The 16,832-nt window shown below is 68.4% G+C and carries 12 protein-coding genes and 1 pseudogene; 7 read left to right on the forward strand and 6 right to left on the reverse strand.

The genetic code is table 11. The features are described from left to right. Positions 1 to 96: 96 nt before the first annotated feature. Both OG406_RS23330 and OG406_RS23335 read left to right on the forward strand, forming a co-directional pair. Positions 97 to 687, forward strand: a complete 591-nt coding sequence (locus OG406_RS23330) for a TetR/AcrR family transcriptional regulator (protein WP_164374022.1) — start codon at positions 97 to 99, stop codon at positions 685 to 687. Positions 688 to 846: 159 nt separating this feature from the next. Next, on the forward strand, positions 847 to 3,063 hold the full coding sequence (locus tag OG406_RS23335; RefSeq protein WP_267051061.1) for an MMPL family transporter: 2,217 nt from the start codon (positions 847 to 849) through the stop codon (positions 3,061 to 3,063). Positions 3,064 to 3,067: 4 nt separating this feature from the next. On the opposite strand, the gene OG406_RS23340 is transcribed toward OG406_RS23335, so the two are convergent. Beyond that, the gene (locus OG406_RS23340) at positions 3,068 to 3,424 is read right to left on the reverse strand and encodes an SsgA family sporulation/cell division regulator (protein WP_164374020.1); all 357 of its coding nucleotides are present in this window, start codon (positions 3,422 to 3,424) and stop codon (positions 3,068 to 3,070) included. A gap of 284 nt (positions 3,425 to 3,708) precedes the next feature. Between OG406_RS23340 and OG406_RS23345 the strand changes: the two genes are divergently transcribed. The 4 genes from OG406_RS23345 to OG406_RS23360 all read left to right on the forward strand — a co-directional run bounded on the left by OG406_RS23345 (position 3,709) and on the right by OG406_RS23360 (position 7,562). Next, a complete protein-coding gene (locus tag OG406_RS23345) occupies positions 3,709 to 4,773 on the forward strand; it encodes an energy-coupling factor ABC transporter permease (protein WP_327409607.1) in 1,065 nt (354 codons plus the stop codon). A 1-nt stretch (position 4,774) separates the two neighbouring features. Next, the gene (gene cbiQ, locus OG406_RS23350; protein ID WP_164374019.1) at positions 4,775 to 5,536 is read left to right on the forward strand and encodes a cobalt ECF transporter T component CbiQ; all 762 of its coding nucleotides are present in this window, start codon (positions 4,775 to 4,777) and stop codon (positions 5,534 to 5,536) included. Beyond that, positions 5,536 to 6,327 carry an energy-coupling factor ABC transporter ATP-binding protein gene (locus tag OG406_RS23355; protein WP_267051060.1) on the forward strand — a complete coding sequence of 264 codons (792 nt, stop codon included), beginning with the start codon at positions 5,536 to 5,538 and terminating at the stop codon, positions 6,325 to 6,327. The genes cbiQ and OG406_RS23355 overlap by 1 nt, the downstream gene beginning before the upstream one ends. A 74-nt stretch (positions 6,328 to 6,401) precedes the next feature. Continuing rightward, positions 6,402 to 7,562, forward strand: coding sequence for a serine hydrolase domain-containing protein (locus OG406_RS23360; RefSeq protein WP_329190940.1), 1,161 nt, complete (start codon positions 6,402 to 6,404; stop codon positions 7,560 to 7,562). A gap of 203 nt (positions 7,563 to 7,765) precedes the next feature. Here OG406_RS23360 and OG406_RS23365 read toward each other — a convergent pair whose 3' ends face one another. The 4 genes from OG406_RS23365 to OG406_RS23380 all read right to left on the reverse strand — a co-directional run bounded on the left by OG406_RS23365 (position 7,766) and on the right by OG406_RS23380 (position 12,641). Further along, positions 7,766 to 8,611 (reverse strand): DMT family transporter, encoded by an 846-nt coding sequence (locus OG406_RS23365; protein WP_329187573.1) that lies wholly within the window; start codon positions 8,609 to 8,611, stop codon positions 7,766 to 7,768. Beyond that, positions 8,608 to 9,138, reverse strand: a complete 531-nt coding sequence (locus tag OG406_RS23370; RefSeq protein ID WP_329187575.1) for a YbaK/EbsC family protein — start codon at positions 9,136 to 9,138, stop codon at positions 8,608 to 8,610. The genes OG406_RS23365 and OG406_RS23370 overlap by 4 nt, the downstream gene beginning before the upstream one ends. 105 nt (positions 9,139 to 9,243) lie before the next feature. Continuing rightward, positions 9,244 to 10,914, reverse strand: coding sequence for a penicillin-binding transpeptidase domain-containing protein (locus tag OG406_RS23375; protein WP_326843001.1), 1,671 nt, complete (start codon positions 10,912 to 10,914; stop codon positions 9,244 to 9,246). 104 nt (positions 10,915 to 11,018) lie between these two features. Continuing rightward, the gene (locus OG406_RS23380) at positions 11,019 to 12,641 is read right to left on the reverse strand and encodes a penicillin-binding transpeptidase domain-containing protein (protein WP_329187576.1); all 1,623 of its coding nucleotides are present in this window, start codon (positions 12,639 to 12,641) and stop codon (positions 11,019 to 11,021) included. Between the two features lie 640 nt (positions 12,642 to 13,281). Between OG406_RS23380 and OG406_RS23385 the strand changes: the two are divergent. Beyond that, positions 13,282 to 14,196 (forward strand): annotated as a pseudogene (locus tag OG406_RS23385) (transposase family protein). Positions 14,197 to 14,354: 158 nt separating this feature from the next. On the opposite strand, the gene OG406_RS23390 reads toward OG406_RS23385, so the two are convergent. After that, complete coding sequence (locus tag OG406_RS23390) at positions 14,355 to 15,197, reverse strand: alpha/beta fold hydrolase (RefSeq protein ID WP_329187577.1); 843 nt, start codon at positions 15,195 to 15,197, stop codon at positions 14,355 to 14,357. Between the last annotated feature and the right edge of the window lie 1,635 nt (positions 15,198 to 16,832).

The raw sequence follows: 16,832 nt of genomic DNA on the forward strand, positions 1-16,832 counted from the left end.
GACTCAGCCCACGTACGAAACGGTTTCGTTTCGTTGACGGCGGGGGTATCTTCAGAGACATACGAATCCGTGTCGTACGAAGCAGAGGTGACCGGGATGACTGAGGCCGCAACGGTGCGTCGCAGTCGGATCACGCCCGAGCGCGAGGCCGAGCTGTACACGGCCGTGCTCGACCTGCTTCGGGAAGTCGGCTACGACGCCCTCACGATGGACGCCGTCGCCACCCGTACCCGTGCCAGCAAGGCCACGCTCTACCGCCAGTGGGGCGGCAAGGCCGAGCTCGTCGTGAAAGCGCTGCGGCACCACAAGCCGCTGAAGTTCTCCGACATGGACACGGGAAGCCTGCGGGGCGACTTCCTGGCACTCGCCGCCCGGCAGGACGACTGCCAGATGGAGCAGGACTCCGCGCTGATGCGGGGCCTGGCCATGGCGGCGCACGGGAACCCGGATCTGCTGAAGGCGTTCCGGGAATGGCTGGTCGAGCCGGAGATGGAAGAGCTGCGCCTGGTGCTCCAGCGCGGTGTCGACCGAGGTGAGATCCGTGCGGACAACCCCGCGATGCAGTTCGTGATGCACATGCTGATCGGCGGCTTCGCGGCGCGCACCATGATCGACGAACTCCCGCCGACCCAGGCCTTCCTGCATTCGTACATCGACGCCGTGGTTCTCCCCGCTCTCGGCGCCTGATTCCTCGGCCCTGCACCCCCTTCACCTTCCTCACCCTCTCCAAGCCCCTGTAGTTGCACCTGACGCGCCGCTCACGTCGTCGGGCTGATCACCCCTGCCCCCACTCGGGTGGTCACACCAGCCCCTGCCATCCCACGACCTGACCGGGAGTTCGCCCTCGTGGCCACGTTCCTCTACAAACTCGGCCGATTCGCCTTCCGGCGACGGCATTTCGTCGCCCTGATGTGGGTGGCGCTGCTGACCCTCGCGGGGGTGGGCGCGGCCTCCGCGCCCGTCGCCGGAGCGTCCTCCTTCTCGATCCCCGGCACCGAGGCGCAGAAGGCCTTCGACCTGCTGGAGAGCCGCTTCCCCGGGATGAGCGCCGACGGAGCGACCGCACGCGTCGTCTTCAAGGCCCCCGAGGGCGAGAAGATGGCGGACAAGGACAACAAGGCCACGGTCGAGAAGACCGTCAAGGTGCTCGGCACCGGGTCCGAGGTCACCTCCGTCGACGACCCGTTCGAGACGCACACCGTCAGCAAGGACGGGTCGGTCGCCTACGCCTCGGTCAAGTACAAGGTCTCCGGCATGGAGCTGGAGGACTCCTCGAAGGACGCCCTGGAGTCGGCGGCGCAGGACGCGCGGGACGCCGGGCTCACCGTCGAGGTCGGCGGTGACGCGCTCCAGGCGACACCCGAGACCGGGTCCACCGAGGTCATCGGCATCGCGATCGCCGCGGTCGTCCTCGTCATCACCTTCGGCTCACTGATCGCGGCCGGGCTGCCGCTGCTCACCGCGCTGATCGGCGTCGGTATCGGCGTCTCGACGATCACCGCGCTCGCCAGCGCCCTCGACCTCGGCTCCACGACCTCCACCCTCGCGATGATGATCGGCCTCGCGGTCGGCATCGACTACGCCCTGTTCATCGTCTCCCGCTACCGGGCGGAACTGGCCGAGGGCCGAGAACGCGAGGAGGCGGCCGGACGGGCCGTCGGCACCGCGGGCTCCGCCGTGGTCTTCGCGGGCCTGACCGTCGTCATCGCCCTGGTCGGCCTGTCGGTCGTCAACATCCCGATGCTCACGAAGATGGGCGTCGCCGCCGCGGGCACCGTCGCCATCGCCGTCCTCATCGCCCTGACGATGATCCCCGCGCTGCTCGGCTACGCGGGCCGTAGGGTCCAGCCGGCCGGCAAGAAGAGCAGGCTCCTCGGCGGCGGGCGCGCCGCCAAGAAGGAGGGCAAGCCCAACATGGGCACCCGCTGGGCGAGCTTCGTCGTCCGCCGGCCGCTCGCCGTGCTGCTGCTCGGCGTGATCGGTCTCGGCGCGGCGGCCCTCCCCGCGACCTCCCTCGAACTGGGTCTGCCCGACGACGGTTCGCAGCCCACGTCCACCACGCAGCGCCGTGCCTACGACCTGCTGTCCGACGGCTTCGGGCCCGGTTTCAACGGCCCGCTGATGATCGTCGTCGACGCGAAGGCGAGCGATGCCCCCAAGGCCGCGTTCACCAAGGTCACCGACGAGATCAAGGGCCTCAAGGGCGTCGTCAGCGTGTCGCCCGCGGTGCCCAACAAGTCCGGCGACACCGCGATGATCACGGTGGTCCCCGACTCGAAGCCGTCCTCCGTCAAGACCGAGGACCTGGTGCACGCCATCCGCGGCACCGGCGGCGAGATCAAGGCCGACACGGACGCCACGGTGCTCGTCACCGGCTCCACGGCCATGAACATCGACTTCTCGCAGAAGCTCAACGACGCGCTGATCCCGTATCTCGCGCTCGTCGTCGGCCTCGCGTTCCTGCTCCTCATCGTGGTCTTCCGCTCGATCCTCGTCCCGCTGAAGGCGGCCCTCGGCTTCCTGCTCAGCGTGATGGCGGCCCTCGGCGCGGTCGTCGCGGTCTTCCAGTGGGGCTGGCTGGCCAACCTGATGGGCGTGGAGGAGACCGGCCCGATCATGTCGATGATGCCGATCTTCATGGTGGGCGTCGTCTTCGGTCTGGCCATGGACTACGAGGTGTTCCTCGTGACCCGCATGCGCGAGGCCTACGTCCACGGCGAGAAGCCGAGCCAGGCGATCGTCACCGGGTTCCGGCACGGGGCGCGGGTCGTCACCGCGGCCGCCGTCATCATGATCGCCGTGTTCTCCGGGTTCATCGGCTCCAGCGAGTCGATGATCAAGATGATCGGCTTCGGTCTCGCGATCGCCGTCTTCTTCGACGCGTTCGTGGTCCGCATGGCCATCGTCCCGGCGGTGCTCGCCCTGCTCGGCAAGCGCGCCTGGTGGCTGCCGAAGTGGCTGGACCGCGCGCTGCCGAACGTGGACGTGGAGGGCGAGGGCCTGCGCGCCCTCGACGAGAAGCGCCGCGACGGCGACGAGGACCGGGAACTGGCCCGCGTCTGATCCGTCAGTGAGCCACCGGGGTGGCGGCCGTGTACGTGCGACGAAGGAAGCGGATCAGGGCTTTCGCGTCGAGCTGCACGACCGCCACCCCTTTCGGCGAGTGGAACTCCAGGACCGCCTGCACCCGGCCGCACGGCCAGACCCGGACGTCCCCGCTGCTGGCCGGGACCCGCAGGCCCTGCTCCAGGAGTTCACGGGCGAAGACCCATTCCTTGGGACCCGGCAGGGTGATGTGCACCTGCGGCGGATCGCTCTCCGGGTCGTAGCGGAGGGCCACCGGGACGGCCCGGTGTTCGTCCTCGGCGGAGTCGGCGGTGTCGGTGACGATGTGAGCGCGTGCGTATTGTTCGACGGCGTACATGAACCGACTCCTCACGCTGCGTAACCTGTGCGGAATGTGTGAATCCGTCACCATTCCAATGTCGCACATCTCACGGAAACCGCTCTCCGGCCGCCCGCGACCCCTCCTCCATGTGCGTCGTGTCGTTCCTGAACGTCTTCCCGGTCACGGCGCGCGCATGTCCGGAACACCGTGAGGCACTGGTCACGCTCGTCGGCACGCGGGGTGGGTGGCGGGCCGTCGTGAACTATTCGAGGGTCCCTCGCTCTTGCAAGTAGTTCGCAACTGGGCACTATCATCGAACGGTGCATGTGCCTGACGGATTCATCAACGCCCCTGTCTCCGCTGTCACGGGAGTGGTCGCCGCCGGCGCCATCGCCGTCAGCCTGCGAGGCGCCCGCCGCGAACTCGACGAGCGGACCGCCCCGCTCGCCGGCCTGGTCGCCGCCTTCATCTTCGCCGTGCAGATGCTGAACTTCCCGGTCGCCGCCGGGACCAGCGGACATCTGCTCGGCGGCGCCCTCGCCGCGATCCTCGTCGGCCCCTACACAGGGGTCCTCTGCGTCTCCGTCGTCCTGCTCATGCAGGGCATCCTGTTCGCCGACGGCGGCCTCACCGCGCTCGGCGTGAACATCACCGACATGGCGATCGTCACCACCGTCGTCTCCTACGCACTCTTCCGCGGCCTGGTGAAGGTGCTGCCCCGCACGCGGCGCTCGATCACCGTCGCCTCCTTCGTCGCCGCGCTGCTGTCCGTCCCGGCCGCCGCCGTCGCCTTCACCCTCATCTACGCCGTCGGCGGCACCACCGACATCGCGATCACCAAGGTGGCCACCGCGATGATCGGCGTCCACGTCCTCATCGGCATCGGCGAGGCGGTCATCACCGCGCTCACCGTGGGCGCCGTCGTCGCCGTACGCCCCGACCTCGTGTACGGCGCCCGCGGCCTCCAGCAGCGGCTCAAGCTGCGGGTGAACGGCGAACTCGTCGACACGCCCGCCGCACCCGCCGCGACCCCGGCGCCCGTCGCCGCCCGCTCCTCGCACCGCACGGTGTGGATCACCGGACTCGTCACCTCCCTCGTCCTCGCCGGATTCGTCAGCTTCTACGCGTCCGCCAGCCCCGACGGCCTGGAGAAGGTCGCCAAGGACAAGGGCATCGACGCGAAGACCGAGAAGCACGCCACCGAGGACTCCTCGCCGCTCGCCGGATACGGCGTCAAGGACGTCTCCGACGCCCGCGTCTCCGGCGGTCTGGCCGGCGTGATCGGCGTCGGCGTCACGGTCGTCGCCGGGACCGGCGTCTTCTGGGCGGTCCGCAGGCGCCGTACGGCCGACAGCTCGCCCACCTCCGTGCCGGAAGGCGTCTGACATGGGGGCGGGCCACACCCACAAGCTCTACCGGCACGGGCACTCGCCCGTGCACGGCCTGCCGCCGCACACCAAGCTCGCCGCCACCCTCGCCTTCGTGATCGTGGTCGTGTCCACGCCCCGCGAGGCGATGTGGGCGTTCGCGCTGTACGCCCTGCTGCTCGCCGCCGTCGCCCAGCGCGCCCGCGTACCGGCCGGCGTGCTGCTGAAGCGGCTGCTGATCGAGATCCCGTTCGTGGCGTTCGCCGTGCTCATGCCGTTCGTCGCCGAGGGCGAGCGGGTGCACGTCCTCGGCCTGTCCCTGAGCGTCAACGGGCTCTGGGGCGCCTGGAACGTCCTCGCCAAGGGCACCCTCGGCGTCGCCGCCTCCGTACTCCTCGCCTCCACCACCGAACTGCGCGAACTGCTCCTCGGCCTGCAGCGCCTGCGACTCCCGCCGCTCCTCGTGCAGATCGCCTCCTTCATGATCCGCTACGGCGACGTCATCACCGACGAGATGCGGCGCATGCGCATCGCGCGGGAGTCCCGCGGCTTCGAGGCGAGCGGGGTCCGGCACTGGGGCGTCCTCGCCAAGTCGGCGGGCGCGCTGTTCATCCGCTCCTACGAACGCGGTGAGCGCGTCCACCTCGCCATGGTGAGCCGGGGGTACGCCGGCACCATGCCCGTCATCGACGAGGTGACCGCTTCCCGGGCGCAGTGGTCGTACGCCCTCGCCCTCCCGTGCGCCGCCCTCGTCGTCTGTGTGCTGGGATGGACGCTGTGATGTCTGCCGAAACCACCGTGACGCCCTCCGGGGACCCCGTCGTGCCCGCCTCCCTGGAGGTCTCCGGCCTCGCCTTCGCCTACCCCGACGGCCACCAGGCCCTCTTCGGCGTCGACTTCACCATCGGGCGCGGCGAGCGCGTCGCACTGCTCGGTCCGAACGGCGCGGGCAAGACCACCCTCGTCCTGCACCTCAACGGCATCCTGACCGGCGGCGCCGGCACGGTGCACGTCGCCGGACTCCCGGTCGGCAAGCGGCACATGGCGGAGATCCGGCGCCGGGTCGGCATCGTCTTCCAGGACCCGGACGACCAACTGTTCATGCCGACCGTCCGCGAGGACGTCGCCTTCGGACCGGCCGCCGCGGGAGTGAAGGGCGCCGAGCTGGAGGAACGCGTCCGCACGGCCCTGGAGCGCGTCGGCATGGAGGCCTTCGCCGACCGCCCGCCGCACCATCTGTCCTTCGGACAGCGCCGCCGGGTCGCCGTCGCGACCGTCCTCGCGATGGAGCCGGAGATCCTCGTCCTCGACGAGCCCTCCTCCAACCTCGACCCCGCCTCCCGGCGTGAACTCGCCGACATCCTCCGCTCGTTGGACGTCACCGTCCTCATGGTCACCCACGACCTGCCGTACGCCCTCGAACTGTGCCCGCGCGCCCTCGTCCTCAGCGACGGCGTGATCGTCGCCGACGGCCGCACCGGCGAGCTCCTCTCCGACGACGCCCTGATGCGCACGCACCGCCTGGAGCTGCCCTTCGGCTTCGATCCGCGCTCCGTGACAATGGGAGCGTGACGAGACAAGAGGACGCCGGAGTGCCGGCCGGGCCGTACACCGCGACCCCGGCTACGGCCGGCGCGGACGGGCCCGTGGACGTGAACGGCACCGTGGCCGAGGGATTCGAACCGGTCACGGAGGCGTTCGCCCGCAACTTCGCCGCCCTCGGCGACCGGGGCGCCGCCGTCACCGTGTACCGCGACGGGCACCGGGTCGTCGACCTGTGGGCCGGCACCCGGGACGTCGACGGCACCGAGCCCTGGCAGCACGGCACCGCTCAGATCGTGCGCTCCGCGACGAAGGGCGTCGCCGCCGCCGTCGTCCTGCTCCTCGCCCAGCGCGGCCTCCTCGACCTCGACGCACCCGTCGCGTCCCACTGGCCCGCGTACAAGGCGCGCGGCAAGGAGCACACCCGGGTCCGGCACCTCCTCGCGCACCGCGCGGGCGTCCCGGTCCTCGACCGGCCGCTCACCCCCGCCGAGGCCGCCGACCCAGACATCGCGGCGGCGGCCGTGGCCGCGCAGACACCGGTCTGGCGGCCCGGGACCGACCACGGCTATCACGCGCAGACGTACAGCTGGCTGACGGGCGAGCTGGTCCGGCGGGTCACCGGGCGCACGCTCGGCGCGTGGATCGCCGACGAGATCGCCCGGCCGCTGGACCTGGACCTGTGGGTCGGACTCCCGCCCGAGCAGGCCGGCCGGGTGGGCCGGGTCGCCCAGGTCGAGGCACCGCCCGCGCCCGGCGGCCTGCGCACCCGCCCCAAGCGCGCGGTCGTGGAGGCCTACGCCGACCCGGACAGCGTCACCCGCCGCGCCTTCGCCGCGATCACGCCGATGCCCGACGAGAACGACCCCGCCTACCGGGCCGCCGTCCTGCCCGCCTCGAACGGCATCGCCACCGCCGACGGCCTGGCCCGCTTCTACGCCGCGCTGATCGGTGAGGTGGACGGCGTCCGCCTGTTCACACCGGAGACGGCGGCGCAGGCACGGGCGGAGCACTCGGCCGGACCCGACCGGGTCCTGGTGGTCAACACCCGCTTCGGCCTCGGCTACATGCTCCACGGCCCGGCCTCGCCGCTGCTCTCCCCGGATTCGTTCGGTCACCCCGGCCGCGGCGGCGCCCTCGGCTTCGCCGACCCGGAGTCGGGCATCGCCTTCGGCTACGTCACCAACGGCTTCCGCACGAGCGTGACGGCGGACGCCCGGGCGCAGGCGCTGGTCCGTGCGGTGCGGGCGGCCGTCGACGCGTAGACCGGTGAGCGGCGGGACCGGATGAGGGGGCGAGGGCGGTGAGGGGGGTGGGGTGCGGCTGGTCCTCCTTCACGCCCGAGGTGGCTTCCGGGGCGCTACCAGTACCCACCCCCCTGTGCCGCGGGCCCCGCGCGGGGGCGTCTCCGTCCGGCCTCGGTGCCGACCCTAGCGGCGCCCACTGACAACCGGCGGGCCCGCGGCGGCTATCCGGTGTGCAGCATCAGACCGATGCCGACGACCAGGAGGCCGGCCGCGGCGATCCGGGGCGCCCCGAAACGCTCCTTGAAGAACACCGCGCCGATGGCCGCGCCCACGATGATCGACGACTCCCGCAGGGCCGCGATCGGCGCCAGCTCGGCCCGCGTCTGGGCCCACAGGACCAGCCCGTACGCGGCGACCGAGAGGGCCGCGCCGAGGAACCCGACCGCGGCGACCGGCTTCAGCACCGCCAGGGTGTCGCCGCGCCAGCGGTGGATCGCGAACGCGGGGATCACGACGCCCTCGACCGCCATCAGCCAGGCGATGTACCCGAGGGAGCTGCCGGAGGCCCGTACGCCCAGACCGTCGACGACCGTGTAGGCGGCGATCGACACGCCCGTCGCGAGGGCCGCGCCGATCGCCGCCCAGTGGGGACGCCGGCCGCGCAGCCCCCACAGCGCGACCCCGGTCAGCCCCGCGCAGGACAGGGCGACCCCCGAGGCCGCCCAGCCGTCCGGCACCTCGTGCGCGAACACCGCCGCGAGGACCGTGACGATCAGCGGTGCGGTACCGCGCGCTATCGGATACGCCTGCCCGAAGTCGCCGAGCCGGAACGACCGCATCAGCAGGACGTAGTACGCGACGTGGATGACGGCGGAGGCGAGCAGGTACGGCCACGCCCCGGACGCCGGGAACGCCACGAACGGCACCATGACGAGGCCGATCAGCATGCCGCCGCCGGCGATCAGGGTGAAGCCGACGAGCTTGTCGGTGATGCGGTGCGCGATCGCGTTCCAGCACGCGTGCGTGACGGCGGCGAGCAGCACCGCCGCGGTGACGACCGGTGTCATCCGGTGCGCTCGCGCACGTCCACCAGCGTGCCGCCCGCGTGCGCGACCAGGCTCTGGGGGTCCATCGGGAAGACGGTGTACGGGGTGCCCGCCGCGGCCCACACCGTGGCGTGGTCGAGCAGGGAACGGTCGGCCAGCACACGGGTCTTCGTCCGGTGCCCGAAGGGCGGCACCCCGCCGATCGCGTACCCGGTCGTCTCCCGTACGAGGTCCGCGCGGGCCCGGGTCACCTTCTCGGCGCCGAGCGCGTCCCGGACACTTTCCACGTCGACGCGGGAGGCGCCGTCCATCAGCACGAGCACGGGGACGCCGTCCGCCGCGAAGATCAGGGACTTGCAGATCTGGTTCAGGTCGCAGCCGATCGCGGCGGCGGCCTCGGCGGCGGTGCGGGCCGCGTCCGGGAAGCGCCGGACCCGCCCGGTCAGCTCGTCGAGCCCCAACTCCCGCAGCGCTTCGGCGAACCGGGGGTGCACGGTGTCTTCGCCACGGGACGCGGATCCCGCGGAGTTCTCATCGGTGGCGGTCATGCGCAGCACGCTAGCGGTCGGTGTACCCGGCACGCGACCGGGTTCCCGTCGCACCGGGAACACGGGGAGGGGACGCCCGCGCGGGGCCCCCTCCTCGTGCCGGAACTAACTGCCCGCCTTCAGCAGCGCCGCGACGATCGGGCCGGCCGTGTCGCCGCCGTGGCCGCCCTGCTGGACGACGCCCGCGCCCGCGAGGTCGCCCTTCCACGCGGTGAACCAGCCGTTCGGCTGCTTCTGGTTGTCGACCTCGGCGGAGCCGGTCTTGGCGCCGTAGTCGGGGCCGAGGCCGGACATGGCCTCGGCGGCGGTGCCTGCGGCGGCGGTGTACTGCATGACTTCGCGCAGCTGGGACAGCGTGGACGCCGACAGGGTGCGGGAGGCCTTGGCCAGGGTGCGGTGGTCGACGTCCGGGGAGACCAGGTAGGGCTGGTGGAAGGTGCCCGACTTCACCGTGGCGGCGATGGACGCCATGTTCAGCGGGTTCATCCGGACACCGCCCTGGCCCATCAGGGACGCCGCCATCTGCGCCGCGCTCTGCACGGGCACCGAACCGTCGAACGAGGGCACACCGACGGCCCAGTTGTTCATGCTCAGCCCGAAGACCTGCTGGGCCTGCTTCGTCAGGTCGTCGTTCTCCAGCTTCTTCGCCTGGGTGATGAAGGCGGTGTTGCAGGACCGCGCGAAGCTCGCCTTGAACGTGCCGTCCTTGATCTCGAAGTCGTCGTCGTTGTGGAACTTCCAGCCGCCGTACGTCGCCGTCTTGGGGCAGGGGTGCGGCTTGTCCGCGGAGGCCAGGCCCTTGTCGAAGAGGAGCGAGGCGGTGATGACCTTCATGGTGGAGCCGGGCGCGAGGGAGCCCTGGAAGGCGGTGTTGAAGCCGTGGGAGGTGTTGGCGACGGCGAGGATCTCGCCGGTCGAGGGGCGCAGCAGGACCACCGACGCCTTCTCCTTGGCGGCGACCCGGCGTTCGGCCTCGGCCTGGAGGGCGGGGTCGAGGGTCGTCGTCACCTTGCCGGGGGTGCCCTCGCTGAGCGTCACGAGGGTCTTGTCGGGCGTCTTCTGGGCGCCCTTCTTCGCGGCCTTGCGGACCACGCGCAGTTCGATGCCGGCCTTGCCGCCGGCCGTCTTGCCGAACTTCTCGCGCAGCCCGTCGAGGACCGTGCCGAGGGACGGGTACTTGGCGGTGGTCAGTTCCCCGCCGTCGCGGTCGAGGGCGGTGACGGGCGGCGTCCCGGACGCGCCGGTGACGAGCCGGTCGCCGTCCTGGAGGTCCGGGTGGACGACGGACGGCTTCCAGCCGACCAGCGCGGCACCGTCCTTGGCCCGCCGTACGACGGTCAGCTTCGAGGAGTACGTCAGGGGCTTGGACGTGCCCTTGTAGCCGACCGTGGCCTTGACGGTGAACGGGACGTCGGTGCCCGACGGTTTGCCGCCGGTCAGGGTGACGCCGGTGATGTGGGCGTCCTTGCCGTAGCCGGTCAGGACGGTCGTGGCGGAGGCCGAGTCGTCGGTGGCGGCGGCGGCCCCGGCGACGTCGCCCTTCTGCCAGGCGGTGAGGAAGGCGGTCGACGCGGTGTGGATCTCGGTCGCCGACAGCGGGCCCGTCCTCACCGTCGTGTGCGCGCCGCCGGCGGACGTGTCGTCCCCGGCGGCGCCGCCCCCGTACAGGCTGTAGGCGCCGAACGCGCCGCCGGCGACGACCACCGCGATCACGCCGCCGATCACGGCGGGCTGTCTGGTCCTCGGTCGCTCGGCGACCCGTCTTCTCTTGCCCACGGCTGATCGTCCTCCGCTGTCCCCTGGTGCCCTGTGGCGCCCCCGCGCCTCTCGCTCCTCAACGAGATGCCCCACCCTAGGGTCCCGCCCTGTGCGAAGTGACCTCAGCCACCCGTTCGTAGCACTGCTGCGACGATCGGACCGGCCGCGTCGCCGCCGTGTCCGCCCTCCTGGGTCATGGCGGCGGCGGCGATGTCGTTGCGGTAGCCGGTGAACCAGCTGTTGGAGACGGTCTGTCCGTCGACCTCGGCGGAGCCGGTCTTGGCGCCGATGCTGCCGCCGAGTCCGGCCATCACCTGGGCCGCGGTGCCGCTGACCGCCGTGCGGTTCATCATCGTGCGCAGCTGCGCGACCGTACCGCCGGACAGGCCCTTGGCGGTGGCCAGGTCGCGGCCGTCGAGGGAGCGGGCCACGATGACCGGCTGGCGGAAGGCGCCGGTCATGGCGGTCGCGGTCACCGAGGCCATGTTGAGGGGGCTCATCTGGACCTGGCCCTGGCCGATCATGTTGGCCGCGGTGTCCGGGCCGCCGGAGGCGGGCACCGAGCCGTCGAACGACTCGATGCCGGTCTTCCAGTTGTTCCTGCCGAGCCCGAAGCGCTGCTGGGCCTCGTTCGTCAGCGAGTCGACCTTCACCTCGTCCGCGTACTTCACGAACGCGGTGTTGCACGAGCGGGAGAAGCTGTCGGACAGCGTCGCGTTCTCCTGCGGCTGCATGCCCTTGAGGTTGTGGAAGGTCTGGCTCTGCCAGGTCGCCGTGGGCGGGCAGGGCGCGGGTCCGGTCGACGTGGTGATGCCGTTGTCGATGAGGGTCGCCGCGCTGATGATCTTCATGGTGGAGCCGGGGGCGAGCTTGCCGAGGAACGCCGCGTTGAAGCCGTCCTGGCGGTGGTTGGCGACGGCCAGCACCTCGCCGGTGCTCGGCTTCACCGCCACCACGGACGACTCCGCGTACCGCTCCACCGCCTTCTCGGCGGCGGCCTGCGCGCTCGCGCTCAGCGTCGTGCGGACCTTGCCGGGACGTCCCTCGGCGAGGGTGGCCAGCGTGGTGTCGGGGGTCTCGGTGGTGCCGTGGTGGATCGCCAGCTCGATGCCGGGCGTGCCGCCCGCCTTGTCGCCGTACTTGTCGCGCAGCGCGTCCAGGATCGGCCCGAGCGAGGGGTACTTGTCCTTGCTCAGGACAACGTTGTTCCGGTCCACGGCCTCGATGGCCGGGCTGGCCGACTCGCCGGTGACCAGGGTGTCGCCGTCCTTCAGCTGCGGGTGGACGACGGACGGCTTCCAGTCCACCAGGGCCTTGCCGGTCGTCTCCCCGCGGACCACGGTCAGCCGGGAGGCGTACGCGAGGGGCTTGCTCTTCCCGTCGTAGGACACCGTCGCCTTCACGGAGAACGGCACGGTCGCCCCGGCCGTCGCGCCCGGCGTGATCCGCACACGGGTCAGGTGCGCGGCGCCGCTGTACCCGGCGAGCAGGCTCTCGGCGCCGGACTCGTAGTTCGTGTAGCCCGCCGCCTTCGCCGCGTCGCCCTTCTCCCAGGCCGCGAAGAACGCGCGGCTGGTCTCCTTGACCTCGGAGCCGCTGGGCGGCCCGGTCTTCACGGGCGCCGGCCCGGCGGCCCCGGTGCCCCCGCTGACCGCGGTGACGAAGTTGTACGCGCCGTACCCGACGCCCCCCAGTACGACGGCGAACACACTGCCGATGACGGCAGCCTTGGCCCCCTTGCGCATCGCGCGATTCCCTCCCCGTGAACCCTTCCCGAACTTCTGAACGCGTTCAGAAAAGCCGTTCTCCCCGAACTGTAGATGCGAGCGGGGCCGCCATGACAGCGGTTTCTCCGAATCGTTAGCGCGGGGCGGGCGGTTATGGGTGTGAACACCATCTATCGACGGGACCGGGTGCACGGGATCCGGCCACGGCAACGCCGGAGGGCGCGGCCACCGGCCGCGCCCTCCTGGTCCGATGCCCCGCTAGACCCACGTATCCAGCCACATCCGCGATCTCCACTGGTCGATGGGGATCGCGGTGCCGGTGTAGAGGGGCCAGAAGTAGATGAACTCTGCGAATCTCAGTCCGATGGAGCGTTGACCAGGGCTTGCAGCTCTGGTCAGCGTCACATCCGACTCCTGGGGCCGCCTACGGGCCGTGATCTTGAAATTCTGCGAGTAAAGCAGACCCCCGACCGGGCTCGGGGCGTCCGAAGCAGACGTGGCCACCGAGCCAGTCTGCGCGCCGGCTGCTGTGCGGGGGGCGTTATGTCCGACTCCCGTGGCTACTCCTGGTGGCAGCGATCTCGCCTCTAACGAGTTGGTGCGTGATAGCGGGTGAGGCGTCGTTGCTGGCTGGTGGCATGATCCGGATGTGGCGATCATGATCAAGCGATCGGTTCTCGCGCATCGAGTGTTCACCGGGCTCTCCAGGCGCCATCTCGCCCGTCTGGTTGAGGAGTTGGCCGAGCCGTGGCAGGCGGGTGTCGAGGGCCGCCATCACGCGGCACGTGGCGGTTCCGGAAGGCGGGCAGTTGGAGCCGGCACCCGACATCAGCTGGTATTCATCGACCGATTGACGGCGACCCTCATTCATCTGCGGCACGATCTGCCGCACGCCGGCCTCGGACTTTTCTACGGCGTGGACCACTCCACCATCACCCGCGCGACCGGCGAGATACGCGTCCTCCTTGCCGAGCGGGGGTGCTCGGTCCCCCGACCGCCCTGAGCTGCGTCTTCGGACCTTGCCGGGAGTCCTCGCTTAGGCCCAGGCCGAGGGCATCGAATTACGCCTGGACGCCACCGAGATCCAGGTCCGCCGACCGCCTGCCGGGTGCGGCGGACGGCGGGCGGTCGTCTCCGGAAAAAGAAGGAGAACACGATGAAGGCCACCTATATCGCCGACCAACAGGGCCGCACCTTATGGGTCGATGCCTTGCGACCTGGTCGGATACATGATGCGACCACCGCACGCAACGAAGGCATCGGGCTCTGCTTCCAGCACTTTCCCGAGGTCGAGGTACTTCTGGACGACGACTCTCTGGGGCTCCGCCGCGATCGCCCCGGCCAGGCCCTCACCCCGCCGAGGAAGGGCAACAAGATCAGCCCGCCCGAGGTCTTCGAAGCCCGTCAGCGAGCCCGTCGCCGGCACTCCTCTAAACGCATCATCGTCGAACATACCCTCGCCGACCACAAACGCTGGAAACAACTGCCCCGTTGGACTCGCCGAGGCGAGACGTTGCCCGCCACCTACCAAGCCATTGCCGGCCTCGTCTCCGACCGAGCTACTGCAGCCTGAAATCGGCCGTGAACGCGAAAAGCACGCCTCACCCGCTATCACGCACCAAATCGTAAGTCCTTACCGCGTGCCAGGATCCCCGCCTCTTGGCCGATCCTGATGGTCATGGTCCGAAGGCCATAGTTCTTCCTTGGTCACTGCAAAAACTCCATCTCCGTTTAACTAGTGGTTTCAATGTGTCGAAGGATCAGTTCGGCGATAAGTGTCGGGTGTTGTTCTGGAATCCAATGCGTTACACCTTCCAAGGGTTTGAAGCTATACTTCCCCGCAACCCAACGGCCGGTCATTTGTGCCGCTTTCTCACCGACGGCCAGATCTTTCTTTCCCCAAACGTATAGAGTGGGAACTTGAATTGATCCTGCCCTTATTCCATACGCTGCATCCAGTGGAAGTGCACGGTACCAATTCAAAGCGCCCGTGAATAGACCGCGATCTTCTGCAAATTTTGCGGCATAGGCGGCAGCAGTATCTTCTTCTAATCCGAGCTTCCTAAGCCATGCTCGCCCGAGCTGCCCGCGCCTCCTCGTAAGTAGCCATTCCGGCAGAGCGGGAAGCTGGAAGAACAATAGGTACCAAGACAAGAGAACCTGCTTACTTGTCAGCAGGGTGCGCGCGAGGGCGCGTGGGTGCGGAGTTGAAACCGCAGTCAAAGAGGCAACTCTCGACGAATGCTGATCAGCTAAGAACCAGCCCACTCCACCCCCCCAATCATGTCCGACAATGTGGGCACGTTCGCACTGCAGAGAATTCAACAGTTCTACGATATCCGCCCCCAGCTTTTTCAGTCGGTAAGCAGAAATTTTACTAGGCCGGGCGGTTGCGACATAGCCGCGCTGAAAAGGGACGATGATGCGCAGCCCGGTGGCAGAGAGTGTTTCTGCAGTGCTAACCCAACTGTTTGCGTCAGCAGGAAAGCCATGCAGTAGTACAACCACTGGTCCATCCTTTGGGCCGAAGTCCAGCACCGGGAAATCTAAACCGTCGGACGTATAACTCTTCACGATTGCCTACTAGGTCGGATTTTTTTCGGAAAGGCCGTCTCTATGAATCGACTCATGGGGTGAACCTCTGCAGAGGCTAACTCGCCAAGAATTTCGTCGACCCGCAACAACTTTGACACGTACTCGCTGTCATCAAACAGCGGACCAAATACTTTCAACCACCTAGCTGATCCGAGAAGATCGACACCCGGAGGTCGCCACAAGCGATTGATCAGCGCAACTGTCACCCATCGTGCAGATGGTTCCGCTAGAAGAACCTTTGCTGCCTCCGTATAGAAGCGCATGTGTCGGCCCTCTTGGCGCGCAATTTGACGGAGAAGTCCATCGAGAGCCGCATCACCAACCCTGTTCGCGATGTGCCTGTATGTCGTCAGAGCGATGTACTCCTGTAGTGATCCAAGCGTGCAGTAGGCAGCGTCAAGATGCGGTATCAAGGCGCCTGACACGTACAAGGCCGGCCATGTAGTTACTGACCGCACATCTCGAAACATTGGTCGTTTCTCAGGGGTACGCAGATGAACTCCGAGACGTTCAGCTGCTGCACTGAGTGCCCGACCGTGCTCGGCCTCCTCGGCTAGCCAGAGGACATTGAACTGCTTGATTGGGTTACTTCGATCGGCGCGAGTAGCGGCTAGTTTGCGACGCATGACGGCGGAATCCGTCTCGATCATGCTAAGGGCGCACAGCATCTGGCCATGCTCTAAGTCCCTACGTGCGGTGATCTTTCCGCATACTTCGCGCCATGATATCGGCCCCCACGAGCGCGCGTAGCTGTCGAAGAGGGCATCTATACGGGATTCCTGATCTGCTCGCACTGTTACCTCTAGTACCAAAGGATGACGAGGGCGTACACACCGCTCGCGGTTGCCAGTAACTGAAGAAAGGCGAATACTATGTCGCGGGGACGGCTGAATGGCATGGACTTGATCGAGCCAACTCTTTGGATTCGCTGCACTACTGCTTCGACTTCCGCATGGTAGCGACTGTTCGATTCAAGGGTTGCGCGGCTGTCTTCTACGCTCCTGAGATAGCGTCCCAATCGTGCAATCTCGCGACCCCGAAACTCCACAACCCCTCGACGCGTCAACTTGGGAGGTAGTCCCACGTAAAAGGGCAGGGTCATAACCCATTGCCCTAGGGCAGGCAGCAACACCCAGAAGCCGATTGGCTGAGGGAGTGATATCGACACCAAGACGAGGCAAAATCCGTGTAGGAGAATAGCTATGTAGGTAGGGAGTAGGACGCCCCTCGCGGCTCCCCAGCCGTGATAACCATCTCGGTTGTACGAGTCCGCCTGATAAGAAATTGTTTTACGAAGTCGCCACAAGGAGACGAGAACTCGTCCGCCGGACAGGTTCATAATGATGATGAAGTATAGGCCAGCGGTCCCAGTGCACCAGTAGAACACCGCGGTAACCGGCGCGATCTTCCAGCTGGCCCACCAGTCCGAATAGATCCTGGCGCCCCAATCGTTCCCTCCATTTTCTGCAGGGTTGAATGAGCTATAGATGCCCAATTTATATTCAGCCACGGATACCATCAGGCTGCATACTCCGGCCGCTACTAGAACAGCCTTCGCGTGGCGCCCTACCGATTCGAGGTATCTGTTCGCAGTTCTTATCTCATCTTGCATGG

Origin of the sequence: Streptomyces sp. NBC_01428 (genome assembly GCF_036231965.1) — a bacterium.
Classification (GTDB): Bacteria; Actinomycetota; Actinomycetes; order Streptomycetales; family Streptomycetaceae; genus Streptomyces.